The sequence below is a fragment of the Micromonospora sp. NPDC049203 genome, assembly GCF_043197215.1.
GTDB lineage: Bacteria > Actinomycetota > Actinomycetes > Mycobacteriales > Micromonosporaceae > Micromonospora.
Genome location: NZ_JBICSV010000002.1, coordinates 65,010 through 82,877 on the forward strand (window position 1 = coordinate 65,010; position 17,868 = coordinate 82,877).

The 17,868-nt window shown below is 75.2% G+C and carries 17 protein-coding genes; 8 read left to right on the forward strand and 9 right to left on the reverse strand.

Going from position 1 to position 17,868, the window contains the following annotated elements:
- The first annotated feature begins 65 nt into the window (after positions 1-65).
- The gene (locus ACGFIA_RS04980; RefSeq protein ID WP_357387770.1) at positions 66-1,025 is read left to right on the forward strand and encodes a TIGR03557 family F420-dependent LLM class oxidoreductase; all 960 of its coding nucleotides are present in this window, start codon (positions 66-68) and stop codon (positions 1,023-1,025) included.
- Positions 1,026-1,053: 28 nt separating this feature from the next.
- Here ACGFIA_RS04980 and ACGFIA_RS04985 read toward each other — a convergent pair whose 3' ends face one another.
- The 4 genes from ACGFIA_RS04985 to ACGFIA_RS05000 form a co-directional block, all read right to left on the reverse strand.
- Entirely contained in the window at positions 1,054-3,141 is a 2,088-nt protein-coding gene (locus ACGFIA_RS04985) for an amino acid transporter (RefSeq protein WP_393258673.1), read from the reverse strand.
- 16 nt (positions 3,142-3,157) lie between these two features.
- Complete coding sequence (locus tag ACGFIA_RS04990) at positions 3,158-3,643, reverse strand: hypothetical protein (RefSeq protein WP_393258675.1); 486 nt, start codon at positions 3,641-3,643, stop codon at positions 3,158-3,160.
- A 96-nt stretch (positions 3,644-3,739) separates the two neighbouring features.
- Entirely contained in the window at positions 3,740-4,510 is a 771-nt protein-coding gene (locus tag ACGFIA_RS04995; protein WP_393258677.1) for a DUF5995 family protein, read from the reverse strand.
- Positions 4,511-4,624: 114 nt separating this feature from the next.
- On the reverse strand, positions 4,625-7,564 hold the full coding sequence (locus ACGFIA_RS05000) for an AAA family ATPase (RefSeq protein WP_357387778.1): 2,940 nt from the start codon (positions 7,562-7,564) through the stop codon (positions 4,625-4,627).
- Between the two features lie 268 nt (positions 7,565-7,832).
- On the opposite strand from ACGFIA_RS05000, the gene ACGFIA_RS05005 reads away from it, so the two are divergent.
- Positions 7,833-9,800: an AAA family ATPase gene (locus tag ACGFIA_RS05005; RefSeq protein ID WP_393258679.1), complete on the forward strand. Its 1,968-nt coding sequence runs from the start codon at positions 7,833-7,835 to the stop codon at positions 9,798-9,800.
- A gap of 73 nt (positions 9,801-9,873) precedes the next feature.
- On the opposite strand, the gene paaI is transcribed toward ACGFIA_RS05005, so the two are convergent.
- Both paaI and paaK read right to left on the reverse strand, forming a co-directional pair.
- Positions 9,874-10,272 (reverse strand): hydroxyphenylacetyl-CoA thioesterase PaaI, encoded by a 399-nt coding sequence (paaI, locus tag ACGFIA_RS05010; protein ID WP_357387782.1) that lies wholly within the window; start codon positions 10,270-10,272, stop codon positions 9,874-9,876.
- 1 nt (position 10,273) lies between these two features.
- Entirely contained in the window at positions 10,274-11,581 is a 1,308-nt protein-coding gene (gene paaK, locus ACGFIA_RS05015) for a phenylacetate--CoA ligase PaaK (protein WP_393258681.1), read from the reverse strand.
- A gap of 227 nt (positions 11,582-11,808) precedes the next feature.
- Between paaK and ACGFIA_RS05020 the strand changes: the two genes are divergently transcribed.
- Both ACGFIA_RS05020 and ACGFIA_RS05025 read left to right on the forward strand, forming a co-directional pair.
- Positions 11,809-12,291 (forward strand): CrcB family protein, encoded by a 483-nt coding sequence (locus tag ACGFIA_RS05020; protein WP_357473763.1) that lies wholly within the window; start codon positions 11,809-11,811, stop codon positions 12,289-12,291.
- Positions 12,288-12,650, forward strand: coding sequence for a CrcB family protein (locus ACGFIA_RS05025; protein WP_357387788.1), 363 nt, complete (start codon positions 12,288-12,290; stop codon positions 12,648-12,650). Before ACGFIA_RS05020 ends, ACGFIA_RS05025 begins: the two co-directional genes overlap by 4 nt.
- 9 nt (positions 12,651-12,659) lie before the next feature.
- Here the strand turns inward: ACGFIA_RS05025 and ACGFIA_RS05030 are convergent, their stop codons facing one another.
- Together ACGFIA_RS05030 and ACGFIA_RS05035 are read right to left on the reverse strand one after the other, a co-directional pair.
- Positions 12,660-12,992, reverse strand: a complete 333-nt coding sequence (locus ACGFIA_RS05030) for a hypothetical protein (protein WP_357473766.1) — start codon at positions 12,990-12,992, stop codon at positions 12,660-12,662.
- A gap of 88 nt (positions 12,993-13,080) precedes the next feature.
- Positions 13,081-14,355, reverse strand: a complete 1,275-nt coding sequence (locus ACGFIA_RS05035) for an MFS transporter (RefSeq protein ID WP_357473769.1) — start codon at positions 14,353-14,355, stop codon at positions 13,081-13,083.
- Between the two features lie 117 nt (positions 14,356-14,472).
- Here ACGFIA_RS05035 and ACGFIA_RS05040 point away from each other — a divergent pair, with 117 nt between their 5' ends.
- Positions 14,473-15,462, forward strand: coding sequence for a LacI family DNA-binding transcriptional regulator (locus ACGFIA_RS05040; protein ID WP_357387794.1), 990 nt, complete (start codon positions 14,473-14,475; stop codon positions 15,460-15,462).
- Between the two features lie 7 nt (positions 15,463-15,469).
- On the opposite strand, the gene ACGFIA_RS05045 is transcribed toward ACGFIA_RS05040, so the two are convergent.
- Positions 15,470-15,691, reverse strand: a complete 222-nt coding sequence (locus tag ACGFIA_RS05045; RefSeq protein WP_357387796.1) for a hypothetical protein — start codon at positions 15,689-15,691, stop codon at positions 15,470-15,472.
- 161 nt (positions 15,692-15,852) lie between these two features.
- Here ACGFIA_RS05045 and ACGFIA_RS05050 point away from each other — a divergent pair, with 161 nt between their 5' ends.
- From ACGFIA_RS05050 to ACGFIA_RS05060, 3 genes are all read left to right on the forward strand, one after another.
- A complete protein-coding gene (locus ACGFIA_RS05050; RefSeq protein ID WP_357387798.1) occupies positions 15,853-16,326 on the forward strand; it encodes a nitroreductase/quinone reductase family protein in 474 nt (157 codons plus the stop codon).
- A gap of 154 nt (positions 16,327-16,480) precedes the next feature.
- Positions 16,481-17,377, forward strand: coding sequence for an LppM family (lipo)protein (locus ACGFIA_RS05055; RefSeq protein ID WP_393258685.1), 897 nt, complete (start codon positions 16,481-16,483; stop codon positions 17,375-17,377).
- 138 nt (positions 17,378-17,515) lie between these two features.
- Positions 17,516-17,860 (forward strand): hypothetical protein, encoded by a 345-nt coding sequence (locus ACGFIA_RS05060; RefSeq protein ID WP_357387802.1) that lies wholly within the window; start codon positions 17,516-17,518, stop codon positions 17,858-17,860.
- The last annotated feature ends 8 nt before the right edge of the window (positions 17,861-17,868 follow it).

Here is a 17,868-nt window from a genome sequence, read left to right on the forward strand (position 1 = left end):
GGTGGGAACGGCAGCGGTTCGGTGGGAACGGCAGCGGTTCGCCGACGACGGAACGGAGACCGGGCATGCGGATCGGCTACAAGCTCGCCTCGGAGGCGTTCGGGCCGCGGGAACTCATCCGGCAGGCGGTCCGGGCCGAGGAGGCCGGCTTCGACTTCGTCGAGATGAGCGACCACTACCACCCCTGGCTGGAGGCGCAGGGGCACTCCTGTTTCACCTGGAGCGCGCTCGGCGCGATCGCCGCCCGCACCACCACCCTCGGCCTGGCCACCGGCGTCACCTGCCCGTCGGTGCGCTACCACCCGGCGATCGTCGCGCAGGCCGCCGCCACCATGGCGCTGATCTCCGACGGGCGGTTCACGCTCGGGGTGGGCGCCGGGGAGCGGCTCAACGAGCACGTCGTCGGGCAGGGGTTCCCCAGCGTCCGGGGGCGGCACGAGCGGCTGCGCGAGGCGTTGGAGATCATCCGGCTGCTCTGGCAGGGTGGCTACCGCTCGTACGACGGCCGGCACCTGCACCTGGAGGACGCCCGGATCTGGGACCTGCCCGAGCAGCCGCCGGTGATCGCGGTGGCGGCCAGCGGCCGGGAATCCGCCGGTCTCGCGGCCGAACTGGGCACCGGCCTGTTCGCCACCGAGCCGAAGTCGTCGATCGTCGACCAGTACCGCAACGCGGGCGGCCAGGGTCCGCGCTACGCCGAGGTGCCGATGGCCTGGGCCGCCGACGAGGAGTCGGCGGTGCGCGCGGCCCGGGAGACCAGCCGCTGGGCGGTCACCGGCTGGAAGGTGATGAGCGAGCTGCCCAACCCGGTGAACTTCGACGCCGCCACCACCTGGGTCGAGGACCACCACATCCGGCAGCAGTTCTCCGTCGGCCCGGACGCCGAGCCGCACGTGGCGAAGGCACGGACGTACGTCGAGGCCGGCTTCGACCACATCGTGCTGCAGAACGCCGGGCCGGACCCGGACGGCTTCCTGGACTTCTGCGCCGGCGACCTGCTCGCCCGGGTCCGCGCGCTCGGCTAGTCCCGCCGCCGGGCCGGTCCCCCGCGCCTCAGCCGCCGACGTGGATGCCGGGGCGGCGGGTCGGGTCCGGCTCGGACTTGCGGATGATCTCCCGCACCACCGGCGGGGTGTCGCCCCGGCCGAGGATGAGATAACGCAGCAGATGCGCGATCGGATTGCCCTCCGACCACTCGAAGTGACAGTGCGGGCGTACGCCGGTGGCGTCGCGCAGGGCCAGCAGGATCGCGGCTATCGCGTTCGGCGCGGCCGGGCTGCTGGCGCGCAGGATCCGGTAGCCGCCGGATTCCACCCCGCGCACCCGCAGCACCTGGCTGAACTGGGACGGGTCGCTCACGTCGATCTCCAGGAACAGCACGTCGGCGGCGCCGGGCACCGGGTTCATCGACCGCTGCGCCCGTTCCTTGACCCGGTACTCCTTGACCGACCCGCTCTGCCGCTTGTGGGCGATCAGGTGCAGCCGCCCGTCCCGGGCGACCGACTCGTCGACGAAGCGGCGGGCCGCCTCGTCGAACTCGATCCGCTCGGCGCGCAGCTCGGTGGTGCGGGTGACCCGGGAGATGAGCGACACCGCGATGATCCCGGCGATGAAGAAACCGGAGATGGTGATCCCGTCCGGCTTCTCCACCACGTTCTCCACAAGCGCGTACAGCAGCACGGCGGTGAGCAGCGCGAACCCGGCAGCGGCCACGCGGCCGCGAGCCCGCCACGCCGCGATGGTGACCGCTATCGCGCCGGAGACCATCATCGCGAGGATGCCGGTGGCGTACGCGCCGGCCTGGGCGTTCACGTCGGCGGAGAAGGCGATCGTGATGGCGACGCTGATCGCGGTGTATACCAGCACCACCGGGCGCACCGCCCGTCCCCACTCCGGCGCCATGCCGTACGACGGCAGGTAGCGGGGCACGATGTTGATCAGCCCGGCCATCGCCGACGCCCCGGCGAACCAGAGGATGAGCACGCTGCTGATGTCGTACACGGTGCCGAACGCCTCGCCGAGGTGCTCGTGGGCGAGGAACGCCAGCGCCCGCCCGTTCGCCGGCCCGCCGGGGGCGAACGCCCCGGGCGGGATCAGCACCGTGGTGACGAACGTGGTGGCGATCAGGTAGACCGACATGATCAGCGCGGCGGCGGTGAGCAGCCTTCGGGTGTTGCGGATCCGGGCGTCCAGCCGTCGCCGCGGTTCGTCGCCCTCGCCGCGCACCAGCGGCATCATGCTCACCCCGGTCTCGAAGCCGGACAGGCCGAGCACCAGCAGCGGGAACGCGAGCACGCTCGTGACCAGGACGTCGCCGGGCCCGCCGGTGTGCGCCAGCCGGCCGGTCCAGTCGCCGAGCAGGCCCGGGTCGGCGACCACCTCGGCCACCCCGGCGACCACCACCACCGCGTTCAGCGTCAGGAACGCCACCACGAGCGGGATGGCGACCTGCACGGCCTCGCTGAACCCGAGCAGGAACACGCCGCCGAGCACGAGCAGCAGCACCACCGTGACCAGCACCGCCGCCGCGCCGCCGTGCGGGAACGACGCGGGCAGGACCGGGTTCTCCAGCAGGTGCACGCTGGCGTCGGCGGCGGAGAGGGTGATCGTGATGATCCACGAGGTGGCGACGAAGCCGAGCAGCACCAGCACGAAGACCTTGCCGCGCCAGAACGGCAGCAGCCGCTCCAGCATGGCCACCGAGCCCTGCCCGTGCGGGCTCTCCCGGGCCACCCGGCGGTACATCGGCAGCATCCCGAGCAGGGTCAGCGCCACGATCAGCAGCGTGGCCAGCGGGCTGAGCGCGCCGGCCGCCACGGCGGCGATGCCGGGCAGGTAGGACAGCGTGGAGAAGTAGTCGACGCCGGTCAGGCACATCACCTGCCACCACGGGTGGGACCGGGTCTGGTGCTCGCCGACCTCCGGGCCGACCGGCTCGACGCGGTGCGCGAACAACCACCTGTGCAGCCGTCCCGCCGGGGCCGCCGGCCGCGCCGGGGCCGCCACCCGTTCCGGCAGTTCCGGCACGGTGCGGCCGGCGTGGTCGCCGTGTCGCCCGGCCCGGGCCGCCGCGGCCGCGTGCGCCTCCCGGCGCCGGTTCCGCGTACGCCGGGGCTGTTCCGGCTCCCCCGCCTGCCCCATCTGCTCCCCTTCGTCCCTATGAAGACGGTAGGGGGTGTCCCGGGCGCGGCCCGGCCGAACCGGTCAAAGATCCGGTCCGCCGGCCAGGGCGTCGCGCACCGCCGCCGGGTCGGCCACCGTCACGGTGACCGCCGGGTGCCGCGGCCAGGGGCCGGGGGGCCAACGCCGGCACCGGCTCGGCGAAGCGCAGGCAGAGCCCGCCGGCCAGGCTGGCGCCGAAGGTCACCCCGCCGTCGGCCAGCGACAGGTGCGGGCCGATCGCCCGCCACCAGCGGTACGGCCCGGTCAGCTCGGCCCCGGTCACGTTGCCCGGTGTGGTGCGCAGCAGCCACGGGCCGAACCGGACGACGAGCGCGTCCGGGCCCCAGTCGAGCCAGGCCGTGGCGGGCCGGACACCGAGCAGCGCCAGCGGCAGCCGGAACGCCGGGTCGAAGCGGAACGGGAAGCGGCGGGCCGGGCCCGGCGGGACCGCAGCGGGGCCGGCCTGTTCGTCTGGTGGCACGGCGGCGACGTACCCGGTGCGGCGGCCCCGACACCCGCGGACGGCGTTCCCGCGCCCCGCGCCCGGACGGCGGGACGCGGGAACCCCCCGTCCCGGCTACTGCAGGAACGCCCCGAGGGGCGACAGCAGCAGCCGGCCGAGCAGCGCGGCGTTGTCGTCCAGCCGCGTCCGCTCACACTCGCGGGCCTCCGGGTCGTGCCGGCAGCGCCAGATCTTCTGCGCGTTGCGCCAGGCCACGTTCCGGGTGTACTCCACCAGTTCACCCTGGTACCAGTCGTCGATGTCGCCGTTCACCATGTCGATCATGAGCTGCCAGTTGTCCAGGTAGCCGCGGCGCAGCTCCGGGATCCGCTCGGCGAAGATCTTGTTGATCTCCAGGTAGTCGCGGTGCTGGTCGCTGGCGTCGATCGGCTCGGACTCCAGGCTGTCGAACGTGGTCACCAGCGCGAACGGCAGGTCGTAGTTGATGTGCGCGTTGACGCCCGCGGCGGCCGACGGCAACGGCCGGGCGTCCGGGCCCCGCATCCGCCGGAACAGGCAGGACCACGCCTTCGGGGTGCTCGGGCTGGAGTCGGTCCAGAACCGCAGCGCCTCGAAGTAGCGGGCCGCGAACTCCACGTCCAGCCGCGCCAGGAAGGCCGGGTCGCGGAACCGGTCGTCGTACAGGCCGTCGAGCACCGTACTGGTGATCACCAGGTAGAGCTTGTTGAAGTCGGCGAGCGGGCAGCTCTCCTGCAACGGCGGCAGCCGGATCAGCAGATCCTGCAACTTGGTCAGATGGTCCACGACCGCGGGCACGTCGGCGGGATGGTCGGCGAGCAGGCCGACGATGTCCTGGTGCACAGGACCCCAGACCGGTTCGGTCATCTCTCCTCCACAACGGCCGACGCCCCCACGACGCCACCACCCCTGTTCCGCCGGACAGCCTGCCAGCCACCGTCCACAGGGGGATCCGTCGAACGACGTATTGCCGGCGTACGCCTATTCCGCGCCGTTGCGCAGGAAGATGGCGCTGGCCTGCACCCGCGTGCGTACCTGGAGCTTGTCGAAGATGTGCGAGACGTGGACGCCGATGGTCCGCTCGCTGATGAACAGCCGCTGGCCGATCTCCCGGTTGGTCAGCCCCTCGGCCACCGCGGCGAGCACCTCCCGCTCCCGCGGGGTGAGCGTCGCCAGCTCGTCCACCGCCGGCCCGGCGGGCGCCGCCGCCCGCTGCCGGGGCACCGGCGCCGCCTCCGGCGCGGCGTCCACCGCCACCCGGGCCCGCGAGGCGATGGTACGGATCTCCGCGGTCAGCGGCACCGCGCCGAGCGACTGGGCCGTCGCGTACGCCTCACGCAGCAGGTTGCCGGCGGTGGCCAGGCGGCTGCGTCGGGCCAGCAGCGCCTCGGCCTGCCGCAACCGGGAGTACGCGGCCGGATAGGGGTGGTTGCGCCGGTCCCACTCGGCGGCGGAGCGCTCCCACAGCGCGGGATCGCCGCGCCCGTCGTCGAGCCGGCTCAGCTCGGCGTGGCAGAGCGCCAGGAACCCCTCGGCCACGTACCGCACCGGCGCACCCGCCTCGGCGCTCTTGCCTGTCACCCGGTCGACCGCGGCGCGTAGCCGGCGTACCGCGTTCGGGTCCACCTCGATCGTGCGGCCGGCCGCCGCCTCGGCCTCCGCGCGCAGCCCGTGCCAGGCCAGCGTGGCCAGCACGATCACGTCGTCGGACCGGCTCTCGGTCAGGCCCCGCTGCACCGCCTGCCGGGCCAGGTCGTGCCGGCCCTGCCACATGGCCAGGCCGGCACGCAGGATGAGCATCGGCAGCACGTGCCGGGCGCCGCCACCGGCCAGCACCGTGGCGACCGCCTCCAGGTCGCGGTCGGACGCCTCGACGTCGCCGTACCCGACGGAGAGCCGGCACCGGGCCAGCAGCAGCTCGACCGCGTCCGCCCCGGAGGGACGGTGCCGCAGCGCGGCGGCGACCACCTTCTCCGCCTCCGCCCACTGCCCCACCCGGAACAGCCCGTTCGTCGCCACCGCCAGCAGCCGGGTCTCCCAGGTGCGGCCGAGCCCCAGCTCGGCGACCCGGTCGGCGCCCCGGCGGGCCACCACCACCCCCTCCTCGAGGATGTTCAGCGGCCCGGTGAGCAGCTCGGCCAGGTGCAGGTACGCGCAGGCCACGTCCTCCGGACGGCCGGCGGACTCGGCGGTCTCCAGCGCCTGGCGCATCACCGCCAGCCCGGCCGCCGGATCCTCCAGGAACGCCTCGCTGAACCCGAGTGCGGCGCTGGCCATCACCACCTCGGAGGTGGTGCCGGGCACGTCGGCGGCGAGCGCCAGCGCCTCCCGGGCCCGGTCGCCGGCCTCGGCGTAGCGGCCCAGGTGCAGCAGCAGCTCGGCCAGCCGGGCGGCGGCGGTGCACCGCTCCTGCGGCGTGCAGTCGGGCGAGGCCAGCACCAGCCGGTACTCCTGCTCGGCCGGGGCCGACCGGCCGGCCGCGGCCAGGTAACGGGCCCGGCGGATGCGCAGCGCGCAGACCGGTGGCCCGGACGGGTCGTCGGCCAGCTCCTCCAGCAGCATCAGGGCGCGGGCGTGCTCCCCGCTGTGGTGCGCGGCCTCGGCGGCGTGGCTGAGCAGCTCAGCCCGGTCCACCTCGACCGGCTCCGGCAGGGCCCCGTCGGGCGTGACCGCGGGCGGCTCGGTGGCCAGGGTCAGCGCGGCCGACCAGTGGCGGTGCGCCTCGGCGTACCCGTGCAGCCGTTCCGCCTCGCGGGCCGCGGCCATCGCGGCGGGCAGCGCCCGGGCCGGCTCGCCGGCGTGCCGCCAGTGGTGCGCCAGCCGGGCCTGGTGCAGCTCGGCCGGCACGGCGGTGAGGGCCTCGGCGTAGCGGCGGTGCAGCGCGGCCCGCTCGGCGGGCAGCAGCTCGTGGGCCAGGACCTCGGCGACCAGCCGGTGCCGCAGCCGGTAGCCGTCGTCGGCGCCGACCAGCAGGCGGTGCGCGACCGCCTCCCGGACCGCGTCGAGCAGCTCCTCCTCGGGCAGCCGCACCACCTGGGCCAGCAGCCAGTGCTCGACCGGCTCGACGCCCACCGCCACCGCGTGCACCACCGCGTGCGCGGGCTGGGGCAGCGCGTCGACCCGGTCGAGGAAGACCTCGCGCAGGGTGTCGGAGAGACCGTCGCGGCCGTCGCGCCGGTCGCGGGCCAGCTCCTCCGCCACGAACGGATTGCCGCCGCTGCGCTGCCAGAGCTGGTCGGCGGCCTCCGGCGGCAGCGGCGCGCCGACGACTGCGGCGGCCAGCTCCTCGGTGGCGGGCCGGTCCAGCGGCAGCAGGTCGATCACCCGCACCGACCGCAGCCGGCGCAGCTCGGTGAGCACCCGGCGCAGCGGATGCGCGCCGCGCAGCGACTCGGCCCGGATCGCGGCCAGCACCGACAGCTGCAGGTCGCCCAGCCCGGCCAGCAAGTAGAGGATGAGCTGCCGGGTGCTGCGGTCGACCCACTGCAGATCGTCGAGGACGAGCACCAGCGGCCGTCCGCCGGCCACCAGGTGCAGGCCCTGGGCGACGCGTTCCAGCAGCGCCCCGGCGCCGTCCGGGCCGGGGGTCTCCTCGTCGAAGACCTGCAACACCCCGCGGATCGCCGCGGTGGTGCGCGCCTCGGCCTGCTCGGCGTCGAGCCGGCGCAGCGCCTGGCGTACCGGGTGCAGCGGCGAGGCGTCTCCGATGTCGAGGCAGGCGCCGGTGAGCACCACCGCCCCGGCCTGCCGGAGCTGCTCGCCGACCTCGGTCAGCAGGCGGGTCTTGCCCACCCCGCTCTCTCCGGTGAGGAACACCGCGCCGGTCTGCCCGGGCCGCAGGTCGTCGTGCAGCGCCGACCGCAGCGTCGCCATGGTGCCGGTACGGCCGACGAGCGGTGCGGTGTCCAGGTCGCCGGCCATGGGACGCAGCCTAGTCACCGCTCCCGCGAGGTTCTACGGCCGTGGGCCCGGACTGGTACCTCTCGCGTCGACTACACGACTAATGGTTGCGCGTGCCCGACATACGTCGTCCTACAGATCCCCCGAGAACCCGGTGGTGGAAGTCTGCGGTGGTCGTCAGGTACCGGAGTCCGGGGAAAGGGTGGGTGCGATGTCGATCACCACGCCCGTGTGGAGTCGGAAAGCCGTCATCGCGGCGTGCCGGCCGGTGCCCGAGGAACGACGTGTCGTGACCGTCCTCTTCGTCGACATCGTGGGCTCGACGCGGCTGGTCGAGCGGCTCGACCCGGAGGACGTACGGGCGTTGCAGCGCGCCTACTTCGGCACCGTGGCCGCGGTGCTGCGCCGCTGGCGGGGCGTGGTGGAGAAGTACGTCGGCGACGCGGTGATGGCGTTGTTCGGCGCGTCCGGTTCGGACGGTCTCGACGCGTACCGGGCGGTGCGGGCCGGGCTGGACATCCAGGCCGCGCTGGCGCGGCGGAGCCCGGCCGGCGTCCGGCTGCGCGTGCGGGTCGGCGTGGCGACCGGCGAGGTGCTGCTGGACCTGGCCGAGGTCCGCGACGGCGGCCACGGTGCGGCGAGCGGCGCGGTGATCACCACGGCGGCCCGCCTGCAGGAGCACGCGCCGCCGGGCGGGGTCGTGCTCTGCCCGGTCACCCGGAACGCGGTGGCCGGCCTGGTCGAGCAGCGTCCACTGGCCACGCTGACACTCGCCGGCAAGGCGCTTCCGCTGGACGTGTGGCGGGTGACCGGGACTGCCGGTAGCAGGCCGCCCCGGCACCGCGACCCGCTCGTGGGCCGCCGCCGCGAGCTGGCGAGCGCGGTCGACGAGGTCACCCGGGCGCTACGTGACCGGCGTCCCCGGTGGATCTCCCTGGTCGGACCGCCGGGCAGCGGCCGCAGCCGGCTGCTGCACGAGGTGACCGGTGCCGTGTCGAGCGTGGACGGCGTGCCGGTGCTCCGGCGGGTGACGTCCTGCCCGCCGTACCCGTGCGGGGAACTGGCGCCCCTGGCCGACCTGGTCCGTCCCCGGCCGGACGGCACTGTCGCGGACGGGCCGGGCGGTGTGCTCGCCGCGTTCCTGGCCGCGCCGGACGACGACGCGGTGGCGGCCCGCGCCGTGGTGGCCTGCCGCGAGACGCTGCTCGGCCTGGCCGCCGACGCGCCGGTGCTGGTCGCGCTGGACGACCTGGACCGGGCCGCACCGGCGCTGCGCCGGTTCCTGCACCAGCTCCACGTGGCGGCGGGTGAACGCGGACTGCCACTGGCGGTCGTCACCACCAGCGGCGCCGGCTCGGCCGACCCGCTGCCCGCCCCGGCGCGGCGGATCCCGCTGGAGCCGCTCGGGCCGCTGGACACCGGTCGGCTGCTGCGGCACCTGCTCGACCGGGCCGGGCGGCCGGCCGCGCTCGCCGCACGCCTGATTCCGCTGGTCGGCGGCAACCCGGCGGTCGCGTCCGCGTACGCGGGCACGGATCCGGCGGGCGAGCCCGGCGGCGTGCCCGCCGCCGCGCGCCGCCTGGTGGACGCCCGGCTGGACCGGCTCGACGGCACACACCGGGCGGTGCTGCTGGCCGGGACCGCCCGCGGCGGCCCGGTCGGGGCCGACGCGGTGGAGGCGATGCTCGGCTGGCCCGCCGGCCGGGCCGAGCCGGTGCTGCGGGCGCTGGCCGCGGCCGGACTGGTCCGCCCGGTCCCGGCGGGCGGCTGGGCGGTCGACGCGCTGGTGGCGCGGGTGGCCGCGCTGCGGCTGTCCCGTGCGGTACGGGCGGACTTCGCCCGCCGCCTGCGCGCCACTGAGGACTCCGCTGCCGGCCGCGGGCCGGGAGCGGTAACCGGCGTCCCGTCCCGGGACGCCGACGAGCGGGGCGTCTGCCCGCTCGGGGCGGGACGGCCGCGCCGGTCGGGTGGAGGGGCCCGACCGGCGCCCGTCCCGCCGAACCGGCTGGATCAGGCCGACGCGCTCCGGGCGGTGCCCACGCAGCCGGTGAGCGCCGGGCCCGTCACGGGGACCGTCCCGGGTGCCGCGGAGCGGCAGGGGTGGCGCGACGTCCCGCGATCCGAGGTCACGCCCGGTCGGTGGCCCGGCCCGGCGGTCACGGCGTGGCCGGAGCAGCGGACCGGACCACCCGAACGGCCGGGCGGGAACCGGCGAGGGAACGAGCCCGGCGGGCGCCCGCTCGGGCTGGCCGCATGAGCGTGACGTCCGGTTCGGAGCGGGCACGGGGCCACTCCGGCCCGGACGTCACCGGGCGGCCGGCCGGTCCGGGTCAGTCGCGGGCGATGGTGCGGCTGCGTCCCCGGAACTCGGCCACCACCTCGTCGCCGCGCCGTACCGTCACGTCGTAGATGCCGCTGCGGCCGTGCCGGACGCGTTCGGTGGCGTACGCCTCCAGCAGGTCGCCCTCGCGCACCGGGCGCAGGAAGCTGATCTCGCCGCCGGCCGCCACGGTCGCCGGGCCGTGGCTGTTGCAGGCCAGCGCGAACGCGGTGTCGGCGAGCAGGAACACGAAGCCGCCGTGCCCGATCGCGTGCCCGTTGAGCATCGTCGCGGTGACCCGCATCCGGGCCACCGCCGCGCCGTCGCCGGCCGACACGAGTTCGATGCCGAGCCCCTTGGACGCCACGTCGGCGTCGAACATGTCGTGCGCCGCGGTACGGCCGGCCATCTCAGGACTCCCGTCGCTGGTCGACGATGCGGCGCATCTTGCCCATCGAGCGTTCCACCCCGTCCGGTTCGATCACCCGTACCGCCACCGACACCCCGATGGTGTTCTTGACCTGCTCGACCAGCATCGCGCCGGCCCGCTCGGCCTCGTCGGCGGCGGCGCCCGCGCGCCGCTCCACGTGGACGGTGAGCGTGTCGAGCCGCCCCCGCCGGTCGAGCACGCACTGGAAGTGCGGCGACAGCGCAGGGGTACGCAGGATCAGCTCCTCGATCTGGGTCGGGAAGACGTTCACCCCCCGGACGATCATCATGTCGTCGGTCCGCCCGGTGATCCTCTCGATGCGCCGCATCGGGCGGGCGGTGCCGGGCAGCAGGCGGGTCAGGTCGCGGGTGCGGTAGCGGACCACCGGCATCGCCTCCTTCGTCAGCGAGGTCAGCACCAGCTCACCCCGTTCCCCGTCGGGCAGCACCCGGCCGGTGACCGGGTCGATGATCTCCGGGTAGAAGTGGTCCTCCCACAGGTGCAGACCGTCCTTGGTCTCCACGCACTCGACCGCCACGCCCGGACCCATCACCTCGGACAGGCCGTAGATGTCCAGCGCGTGCATGTCCAGGCGGGTCTCCAGCTCCCGGCGCATGTCCTCGGTCCACGGCTCGGCGCCGAGGATCCCGACGCGCAGCGAGGTGGCGCGCGGGTCGACGCCCTGGCGTTCCATCTCGTCCACGATGGCGAGCATGTAGCTCGGGGTCACCATGACGACCTCCGGTTCGAGGTCGCGGATCAGCATGACCTGGCGCTCGGTCATGCCGCCGGAGACCGGGACGACGGTGCAGCCCAGCTCCTCGGCGCCGTAGTGCGCGCCGAGCCCGCCGGTGAACAGCCCGTAGCCGTACGCGACGTGCACCCGGTCGCCGCGGCGGCCCCCGGCGGCACGGATCGAGCGGGCCATCAGCTTCGCCCAGGTGTCCAGGTCGGCGCGGGTGTAGCCGACCACTGTGGGACGGCCGGTGGTGCCGGAGGAGGCGTGCAGCCGGGCGATCCGCTCGCGGGGCACCGCGAACATGCCGTACGGGTAGTTCTCCCGCAGCTCCGCCTTCGCGGTGAACGGGAAGCGGGCCAGGTCGGCCAGCTCACGCAGGTCGTCCGGGTGCGCGCCGAGCGCGTCGAACGCGCGCCGGTAGTGCGGCACGTTGTCGTACGCGTGGCGCAGCGAGTGCCGCAGCCGGTCCCGTTGCAGCGCGCGCAGCTCGTCGACGCCGATCCGCTCGACGGGATCCAGCTCCTCCGGACGGGGCGTGCGCTCCTCCACGGTGACCTCCTGGCACGACGGGCCCCGGACGCCGCGCGCCGGGCGCTGCGCCCACCGTACGCCCGCCACCCCTGCCCCGTCCCTCTCCCCCGCGATCTTGCACTTGCCGCCCCTCGGGTGTCCTTTTCGCGCAATGTGCCGGGGCACAAAGTGCAAGATCGCGGAGGGCCGGGCGGGGGCCGGGCGAGGGCCGGGGGCGAGAGGCGGGGTTATGCTCTCGGGTGCTGGTGGGAGGTGTTGTGTCGGATCCCCGGGTCGATCCGGACGTCGACCTGCGCGTACCGGCGGACCGCGCGGAACTGTCCGCGCACCCGGCGGTGGCGCTCGGCGTGATCGCCGCCGGTGGCGTGCTCGGCGCGCTGGCCCGGGCCGGCGCCCAAGCCGCCGTGCCGCACCCGCCCGGCGGCTTCCCCTGGGCCACGTTCGCCGTCAACGTCACCGGCTGCCTGCTCATCGGCGTGCTGATGGCGGTGCTCGCCGCCCGCCCGACCCATCCGCTGACCCGGCCGTTCCTCGGCGTCGGCGTGCTCGGCGGGTTCACCACGTTCTCCGCGTACGCGGTCGACGCGCAGCGGCTGCTGACCGGCGGCGCGGCCGGTACGGCGGGCGCCTACCTGGCCGCGACTGTGCTCGGCGCGCTGGCGGCGGTCGCGGCAGGGGACGCGGTGACCGCCCGGCTCCTGGCCGCCCGGCACGGGAGGGCAGGGTGACCGTCCTGCTGATCGCGCTCGGCGCGGCGATCGGCGCCCCGCTGCGCTACCTCACCGACCGGGCGGTGCAGGCCCGGCACGGCTCGCCGTTCCCGTGGGGCACGCTGACCGTCAACGTCGCCGGGTCGCTGCTGCTCGGCGGCCTGCTCGCGGCACCCGTCGACCCGGGCGTGACGGCGCTCGTCGGCACCGGCTTCTGCGGGGCGCTGACCACGTGGTCCACGCTCAGCTACGAGACGCTGCGCCTGGCCCGCACGGGGAAACGCCGTCTCGCGTACGCGAATGTGGCGCTCAGTGTGGCCGCGGGCCTGGGCGCGGCGTTCCTCGGCTACTCGGTCGTCACCGCGCTGGGCGGTTGAGCCCGCGCGTCAGCGGGCCCGGCGCTCCGGGTGCGCCCGGTTCCACACCCGCATCCGCTCCGGATAGCCGGTACGCGCCGCCTCGTAGAGCGGCACCGCGTGCTTCTGGGCGATCCTGCCGGCGACCCGGGGCGAGCCGGTACGGCGGCGGATCCACTCGCCGTCGTGCGCGATGGCGACCACTGTCGTGTCGGTGGCCGTGGTCTCCGGTTCCAGATAGAACTCGACCCCGCTGCGGCTGGTGACGAACGCCTCCAACTGCGCGAGGTCCTCCTTGTTCGCCTCGCGGTCGAGTTTCGTGGGCGTCGTCGGGTCGGCGGCTCGGCGGCTGAACCAGCGCATGCCCGCCTCCTCTCCTCGGCGTTCGCTCCAGTGCAGCACGCCCGCCTGGCAGGCGGCTGGGAGCGCGGTGGGAGTCGGCTGGGCCGGCTCAGCCCGCCTTCACGCCCGGCGTGCCGACTCCCGGCGTGCCGGCCGCCGCGTCCGGCGCGGCGGGACGCTCCCGCAGCACCGGCACCAGCGCGAGCGTGGGCAGCAGGAGCAGCGGCACCACGCCGAGCGCGGACAGCACGCCGAAGTGGTCGCCGAGGAAGCCGAGCAGCGGCGGGCCGGCCAGGAAGGCCGTGTAGCCGATCACCGCGACCACGCTCACCCGGGCCGGGGCCTTGTCCTCGTCGTCGGCGACGGCGCTCATCCCGACCGGGAAGCCGAGCGACGCACCGAGACCCCACAGCGCCACGCCGGCCACGGCGAGGGGGCCGTTCCCGGCCAGCACGGCGAGCGCCGCGCCGGCGGACGCCATCGCGATGGTGGTGAACAGCACCGGCACCCGTCCCCACCTGTCGATGGCGACGGTGCCGACGGTGCGGCCGAGCGTCATGCCCACCACGAACACGCCGAACACCGCGGCGCCGACCGCCTCGTCGACCCCGTACCCGTCGACGAACGCCACCGCGAGCCAGTCGTTGGCGCTGCCCTCGGTGAACGCCATGACCAGCACGAGCAGCCCGATCAGCAGGGTGCGGGGCTCGCGCCAGGCGGCCAGCAGCGCCTGCCGCCGGGCCGCCGGCGCCCCGGCCCCGGCCGCCTCGGCCGTGGCCGCGAGGAAGGCCCGGGCACCGAGCAGCGTGCCGCCCAGGATCAGCACGGACAGGACCGGCAGGTGCACCCCGACGGGCACGCCGAAGTGCGCGGCGCCGGCGCCGAGCCCGGCCCCGGCCACCGAGCCGAGGCTCCAGGCGGCGTGGAACCGGGGCAGGATGGTGTAGCCGAGGCGCTTCTCCACGGCGGCGCCCTCGACGTTCATGGCCACGTCGCACAGGCCGGAGCCGAAACCGAACGCGGCGAGCCCGAACCCGACGCCGACGACCGATCCGGCCAGGCTGGCGGCGAGACCGGCCCCGGTCAGGCCGAGCGCGACGAGCACTACCGAGACGGCCACCGTGCGCGCCGGCCCGAGCCGCTGGGTGACCAGGCCGGCGGTCGGCATGGCCAGCAGCGAGCCCGCCGACGCGCAGAGCAGCAGCAGGCCGAGCCGGCCCGGATTGAGGTCGAGCGCGTCCTGGGCCGCCGGGACCCGGGAGAACCAGCTCGCCACCGCGAGCCCGTTGAGGGCGAAGACGACCGCCACGCCGTTGCGGGCGCTCAGCACCGCCCGGGGCGCCGGTGGTCGCTTTCCGGCCGGTGCGTCGATGGTGCTGCTCACGGTGCGCTGGTCCCTTCCCCCGTCTGTTCCCGCCGACAATCGCACACCTGAGAGCGCTTCCACCACAAGCGCCGTTAAGGCTTCGCCCATCCATGCCAGAGCAGGCATGATGCGGACATGGGTACGCCGTCCACACGTCCCGCCACGCTCGACGACGTGGCCCGCGACTCCGGGGTGTCCCGGGCCACCGCCTCCCGGGTGCTCGGTGGCTACGGGTTCACCTCGGCCCGGGCCCGCGCCCGGGTGCACGCCGCCGCCGAACGCCTCGGCTACGTGCCGGACCTCGCGGCCCGGGCGCTGGTGCGCGGCGCCGGGGTACGCCTCGTGGTGGCGGTGGTGGGCCGCGACGAGACGGTGCTGGACGACCCGTACGTGCACCGGGTGGTGGGCGCGGCGTCGCGGGAGTGCGCGCCGCACGGCGTCGGAGTGGCGTTGGAGTGGCTGCCGCTGGCCGACCCGTCCGGGCTGGTCCGGCTCGGCGCCGACCGGGGCGTGTGCGGCGTGATCCTGGTCAACACCGTCCAGGCGGCGCTGGACGCGGTGCCGCCGAGACTGCGCGGCCGGGTCGTCTCGATCGGCCAGGGCTCGGCGACGGTGCCCTCGTTCGACGTCGACAACGCCGGTGGCGCGGGCGAGGTGCTGCGCCACCTGTACGCCACCGGCCGGCGCCGCATCGTCATGGTCACCGGGCCGCGCTGGCTGGTCTGCGCCGAGCGCTCGGTCACCACGTACCGGGAGCTGATGCGGGAGTCCGGGTCTCCGGAGCGGCTGGTCACCGGCGACTTCACCGCGGCGCGGGGCGGCTGGGCGGCGCTTGCGGCGCTGCGCCGGTGGCCGGACGCCGACGCGGTCTACGCGGCCAGTGACGCCACCGCGTTCGGCGTGATCGCCGCGTTGCGCGGGCGCGGTGTGCGGGTGCCGCACGACGTGGCGGTGGCCGGGTTCGACGACCTGCCGTACGCGGCGATGAGCAGTCCGCCGCTGACCACCGCCACCCACCCGGTCGACCGGATCGCCGCGGCGGCGGCCACTGCCGTGCTGACCCGGGCGCCGGTCGCGCCGAGCACCGCGTTCCCGTCGACGCTCGTCACCCGGGAGAGCGCCTGAGCGCCGGTCAGTGCCCGGCGGCGTCGGCGTGCCGGCCCCGGGCCTGGGTCAGCACGTTCCGGGCGGCGGCGGGCGCGAAGAACGGCAGCGGGTGCCCGGCGAGCCGGGTGGCGATGATCCAGGCGACCGTCGCCGCCAGCGTGTCCTGGAGTACGGGCCGCCAGCCGTGCCGTAGCCGCCCGGCCGCCTGCCGGAGCGCCGTCGCGGCCCGGCTCGCGGTCGGTGTCATTCCTTCCCTCCGGTCTGCGTAACCCATCCTGCGGCCGGGCGGTGCCCGCCGGTGGCCGGGCACGCGGTGGTTCACGCTGCGGTGGACGCGTTCGGGCCGGTCGGCCCTGGCCGTCGCCGCGCGGCCGCCGGTCAATGGATACGGGAGAAGGAGGGGTTCCGGTGGGCGGACTCATGACGTGGATGTACCGGGGTCGCCGGCCGAACCGGCTGGCCCGGATGCTCAACGCGCTGTCGGCGTGGCAGTACGGCGCCGGGCTCGCGCCGCGGCACTGGGTGACCATGGAGGTGCCGGGCCGACGCACCGGCCGGACCGTGTCGGTGCCGATAGTGGTCGCCGATCACGACGGCGAGCGGTACGTCGTGTCGATGCTCGGCGAGCGGGCCAACTGGGTGGCGAACGCACGCGCCGCGCACGGGCGGGTGGTGCTGCGCCGTCGCCGCCGCGAGCCGGTCCGGCTGGTCGAGGTGCCGGTGGCGCAGCGGCCGGAGATCCTGCGCCGGCACCTCGCGCTCGCCCCCGGCGCCCGGGCGCACGCGCCGGTGGACCGGCACGCCCCGCTCGCCGACTTCGCCCGGGTCGCCGCCGGCATCCCGGTGTTCCGGATCGTCCCGGAGCAGCCCCCGGCGCGGTGACCCCCGGCGAATCGACGGCGCCACAATCTTTCAGAATATCGATCGCTCGCGTTTCCGGGGTCGTCCGAATGGGAGAGGGAGCCGGTAAGATCGGCGACAGAACGGCGACCGATCACGGACTGCCCGGCGGCCCGCACCGGCTCACACTGAGCGCATGAATACGAGACTCCGCCGCCGCACATTCGGTCTCGCGGCGTGTCTCGCCCTCGTGGCGATATTGAGCGGTTGCATGCAGCTCAACCTCGGGCTGACCGTGAACAACGACGACACGGTCTCCGGCCAGCTCCTGCTCACCGCGCCGAAGTCCGTGCTCAAGCAGCGCAACCCGGATCCGGCGGTGGCGTTCGCCGAACTGCGGCCGAACATTCCCTCACTTCCGCCCGGAGCGGAGACCCGGTACGAGGACGCCACCTCGTACGGCATTCAGATCGCGTACCGGAAAACGCCACTGGCGCAATTCACGAGCGAAAGCGTGAATCTTGTTCGGGACGACGATCTGTATCGCTTCTCGCTCCCCCTGGACCCGAAGAAATACGGCGGGAAGGTCGGGCAGCAGGATCCGCGTCAGCAACAGGCGTTCCTGACCTTGATGGAGTTCGAGATCTCGGTGACGTTCCCCGGCCGGGTGCTCGACACGAACGGCACGGTCACCGGACGCTCGGTCACCTGGAAGGTGGTCGCCAACCAGCCCAAGCCGGCCGAGTTGCGCGCCGTCGCCCAGGCGCCCCCGCCGCCCGCCACCAGCCCGGCCGCCGTGGTGACCGGGAACGGCTCCTTCCCGTGGCTGGCGGTCGCCGGCGCCGTGATCGTCCTGCTGCTGGTCGTCGGCGTGGCGCTCGTGCTGCTGATGCGGCGACGGCGCTCCCACGGCGGGCCGGACGCGACGGCCACCACCGACCCGGGCGCCACCGGCCCGGCCCACACCCCCGGCGCCGCTCCCGGCCCGGGTGCCTCCACCGGCCCGGACGCGCCCGTCGGCCCCGCCCCGGCCACCACCGGCACCCCGGCCGCGCCCGACGCACCGACTCGACCCGCCGGCCCACCGGCCTGAGCCCGCACCACCGCCGACGGCGCCCGCGCCGGCGGCCCACCACCACACCGGGCGGACCCTGGATCACGTGACCCGGAACGCCGCCGCACCACTCCACCCCGGCCGCACCACCGCACCATCGGAAAGAGGGGGATCGCCGTGAACGATCTCTTCACCTGGGCCGCCCTGGGCAGCCTCACCGGCGCCAGCGCCGCCACCCTGCTCGCCACGAACGTCATCGGCGGGCTGATCGGGCCGAGCGGCGACAAGGCGCGCAAGTGGATCGCGCTGGGCTTCGCGCTCCTGCTGTCCTACCTGACCGCCGCGTTCGCCGACGACGCCGGCCCGGAGAAGTGGATCATCGCCTTCTTCAACGGTCTGGTGATCTTCTCGGCCGCGCTCGGCGTCAACCAGCTCCCCCCTGGCAACCGGCAGGCGACGCAGGCGTCGCCGACCCAGCTCGCCCAGGGCCGCGAGCCCCGCTTCGTCCGCTCCTGGGTCTGAGAGAGGTG

Coding starts and splice junctions, on each gene's coding strand:
- ACGFIA_RS05030 (WP_357473766.1), bottom strand. CDS start 12,992: ATGCGCTGGTTCAGCCGCCGAGCCGCCGACCCGACGACGCCCACGAAA.
- ACGFIA_RS05055 (WP_393258685.1), top strand. CDS start 16,481: ATGAATACGAGACTCCGCCGCCGCACATTCGGTCTCGCGGCGTGTCTC.
- ACGFIA_RS04985 (WP_393258673.1), bottom strand. CDS start 3,141: ATGGGGCAGGCGGGGGAGCCGGAACAGCCCCGGCGTACGCGGAACCGG.
- paaI (WP_357387782.1), bottom strand. CDS start 10,272: ATGGCCGGCCGTACCGCGGCGCACGACATGTTCGACGCCGACGTGGCG.
- ACGFIA_RS05045 (WP_357387796.1), bottom strand. CDS start 15,691: ATGACACCGACCGCGAGCCGGGCCGCGACGGCGCTCCGGCAGGCGGCC.
- ACGFIA_RS04995 (WP_393258677.1), bottom strand. CDS start 4,510: ATGACCGAACCGGTCTGGGGTCCTGTGCACCAGGACATCGTCGGCCTG.
- ACGFIA_RS04980 (WP_357387770.1), top strand. CDS start 66: ATGCGGATCGGCTACAAGCTCGCCTCGGAGGCGTTCGGGCCGCGGGAA.
- ACGFIA_RS05000 (WP_357387778.1), bottom strand. CDS start 7,564: ATGGCCGGCGACCTGGACACCGCACCGCTCGTCGGCCGTACCGGCACC.
- ACGFIA_RS05040 (WP_357387794.1), top strand. CDS start 14,473: ATGGGTACGCCGTCCACACGTCCCGCCACGCTCGACGACGTGGCCCGC.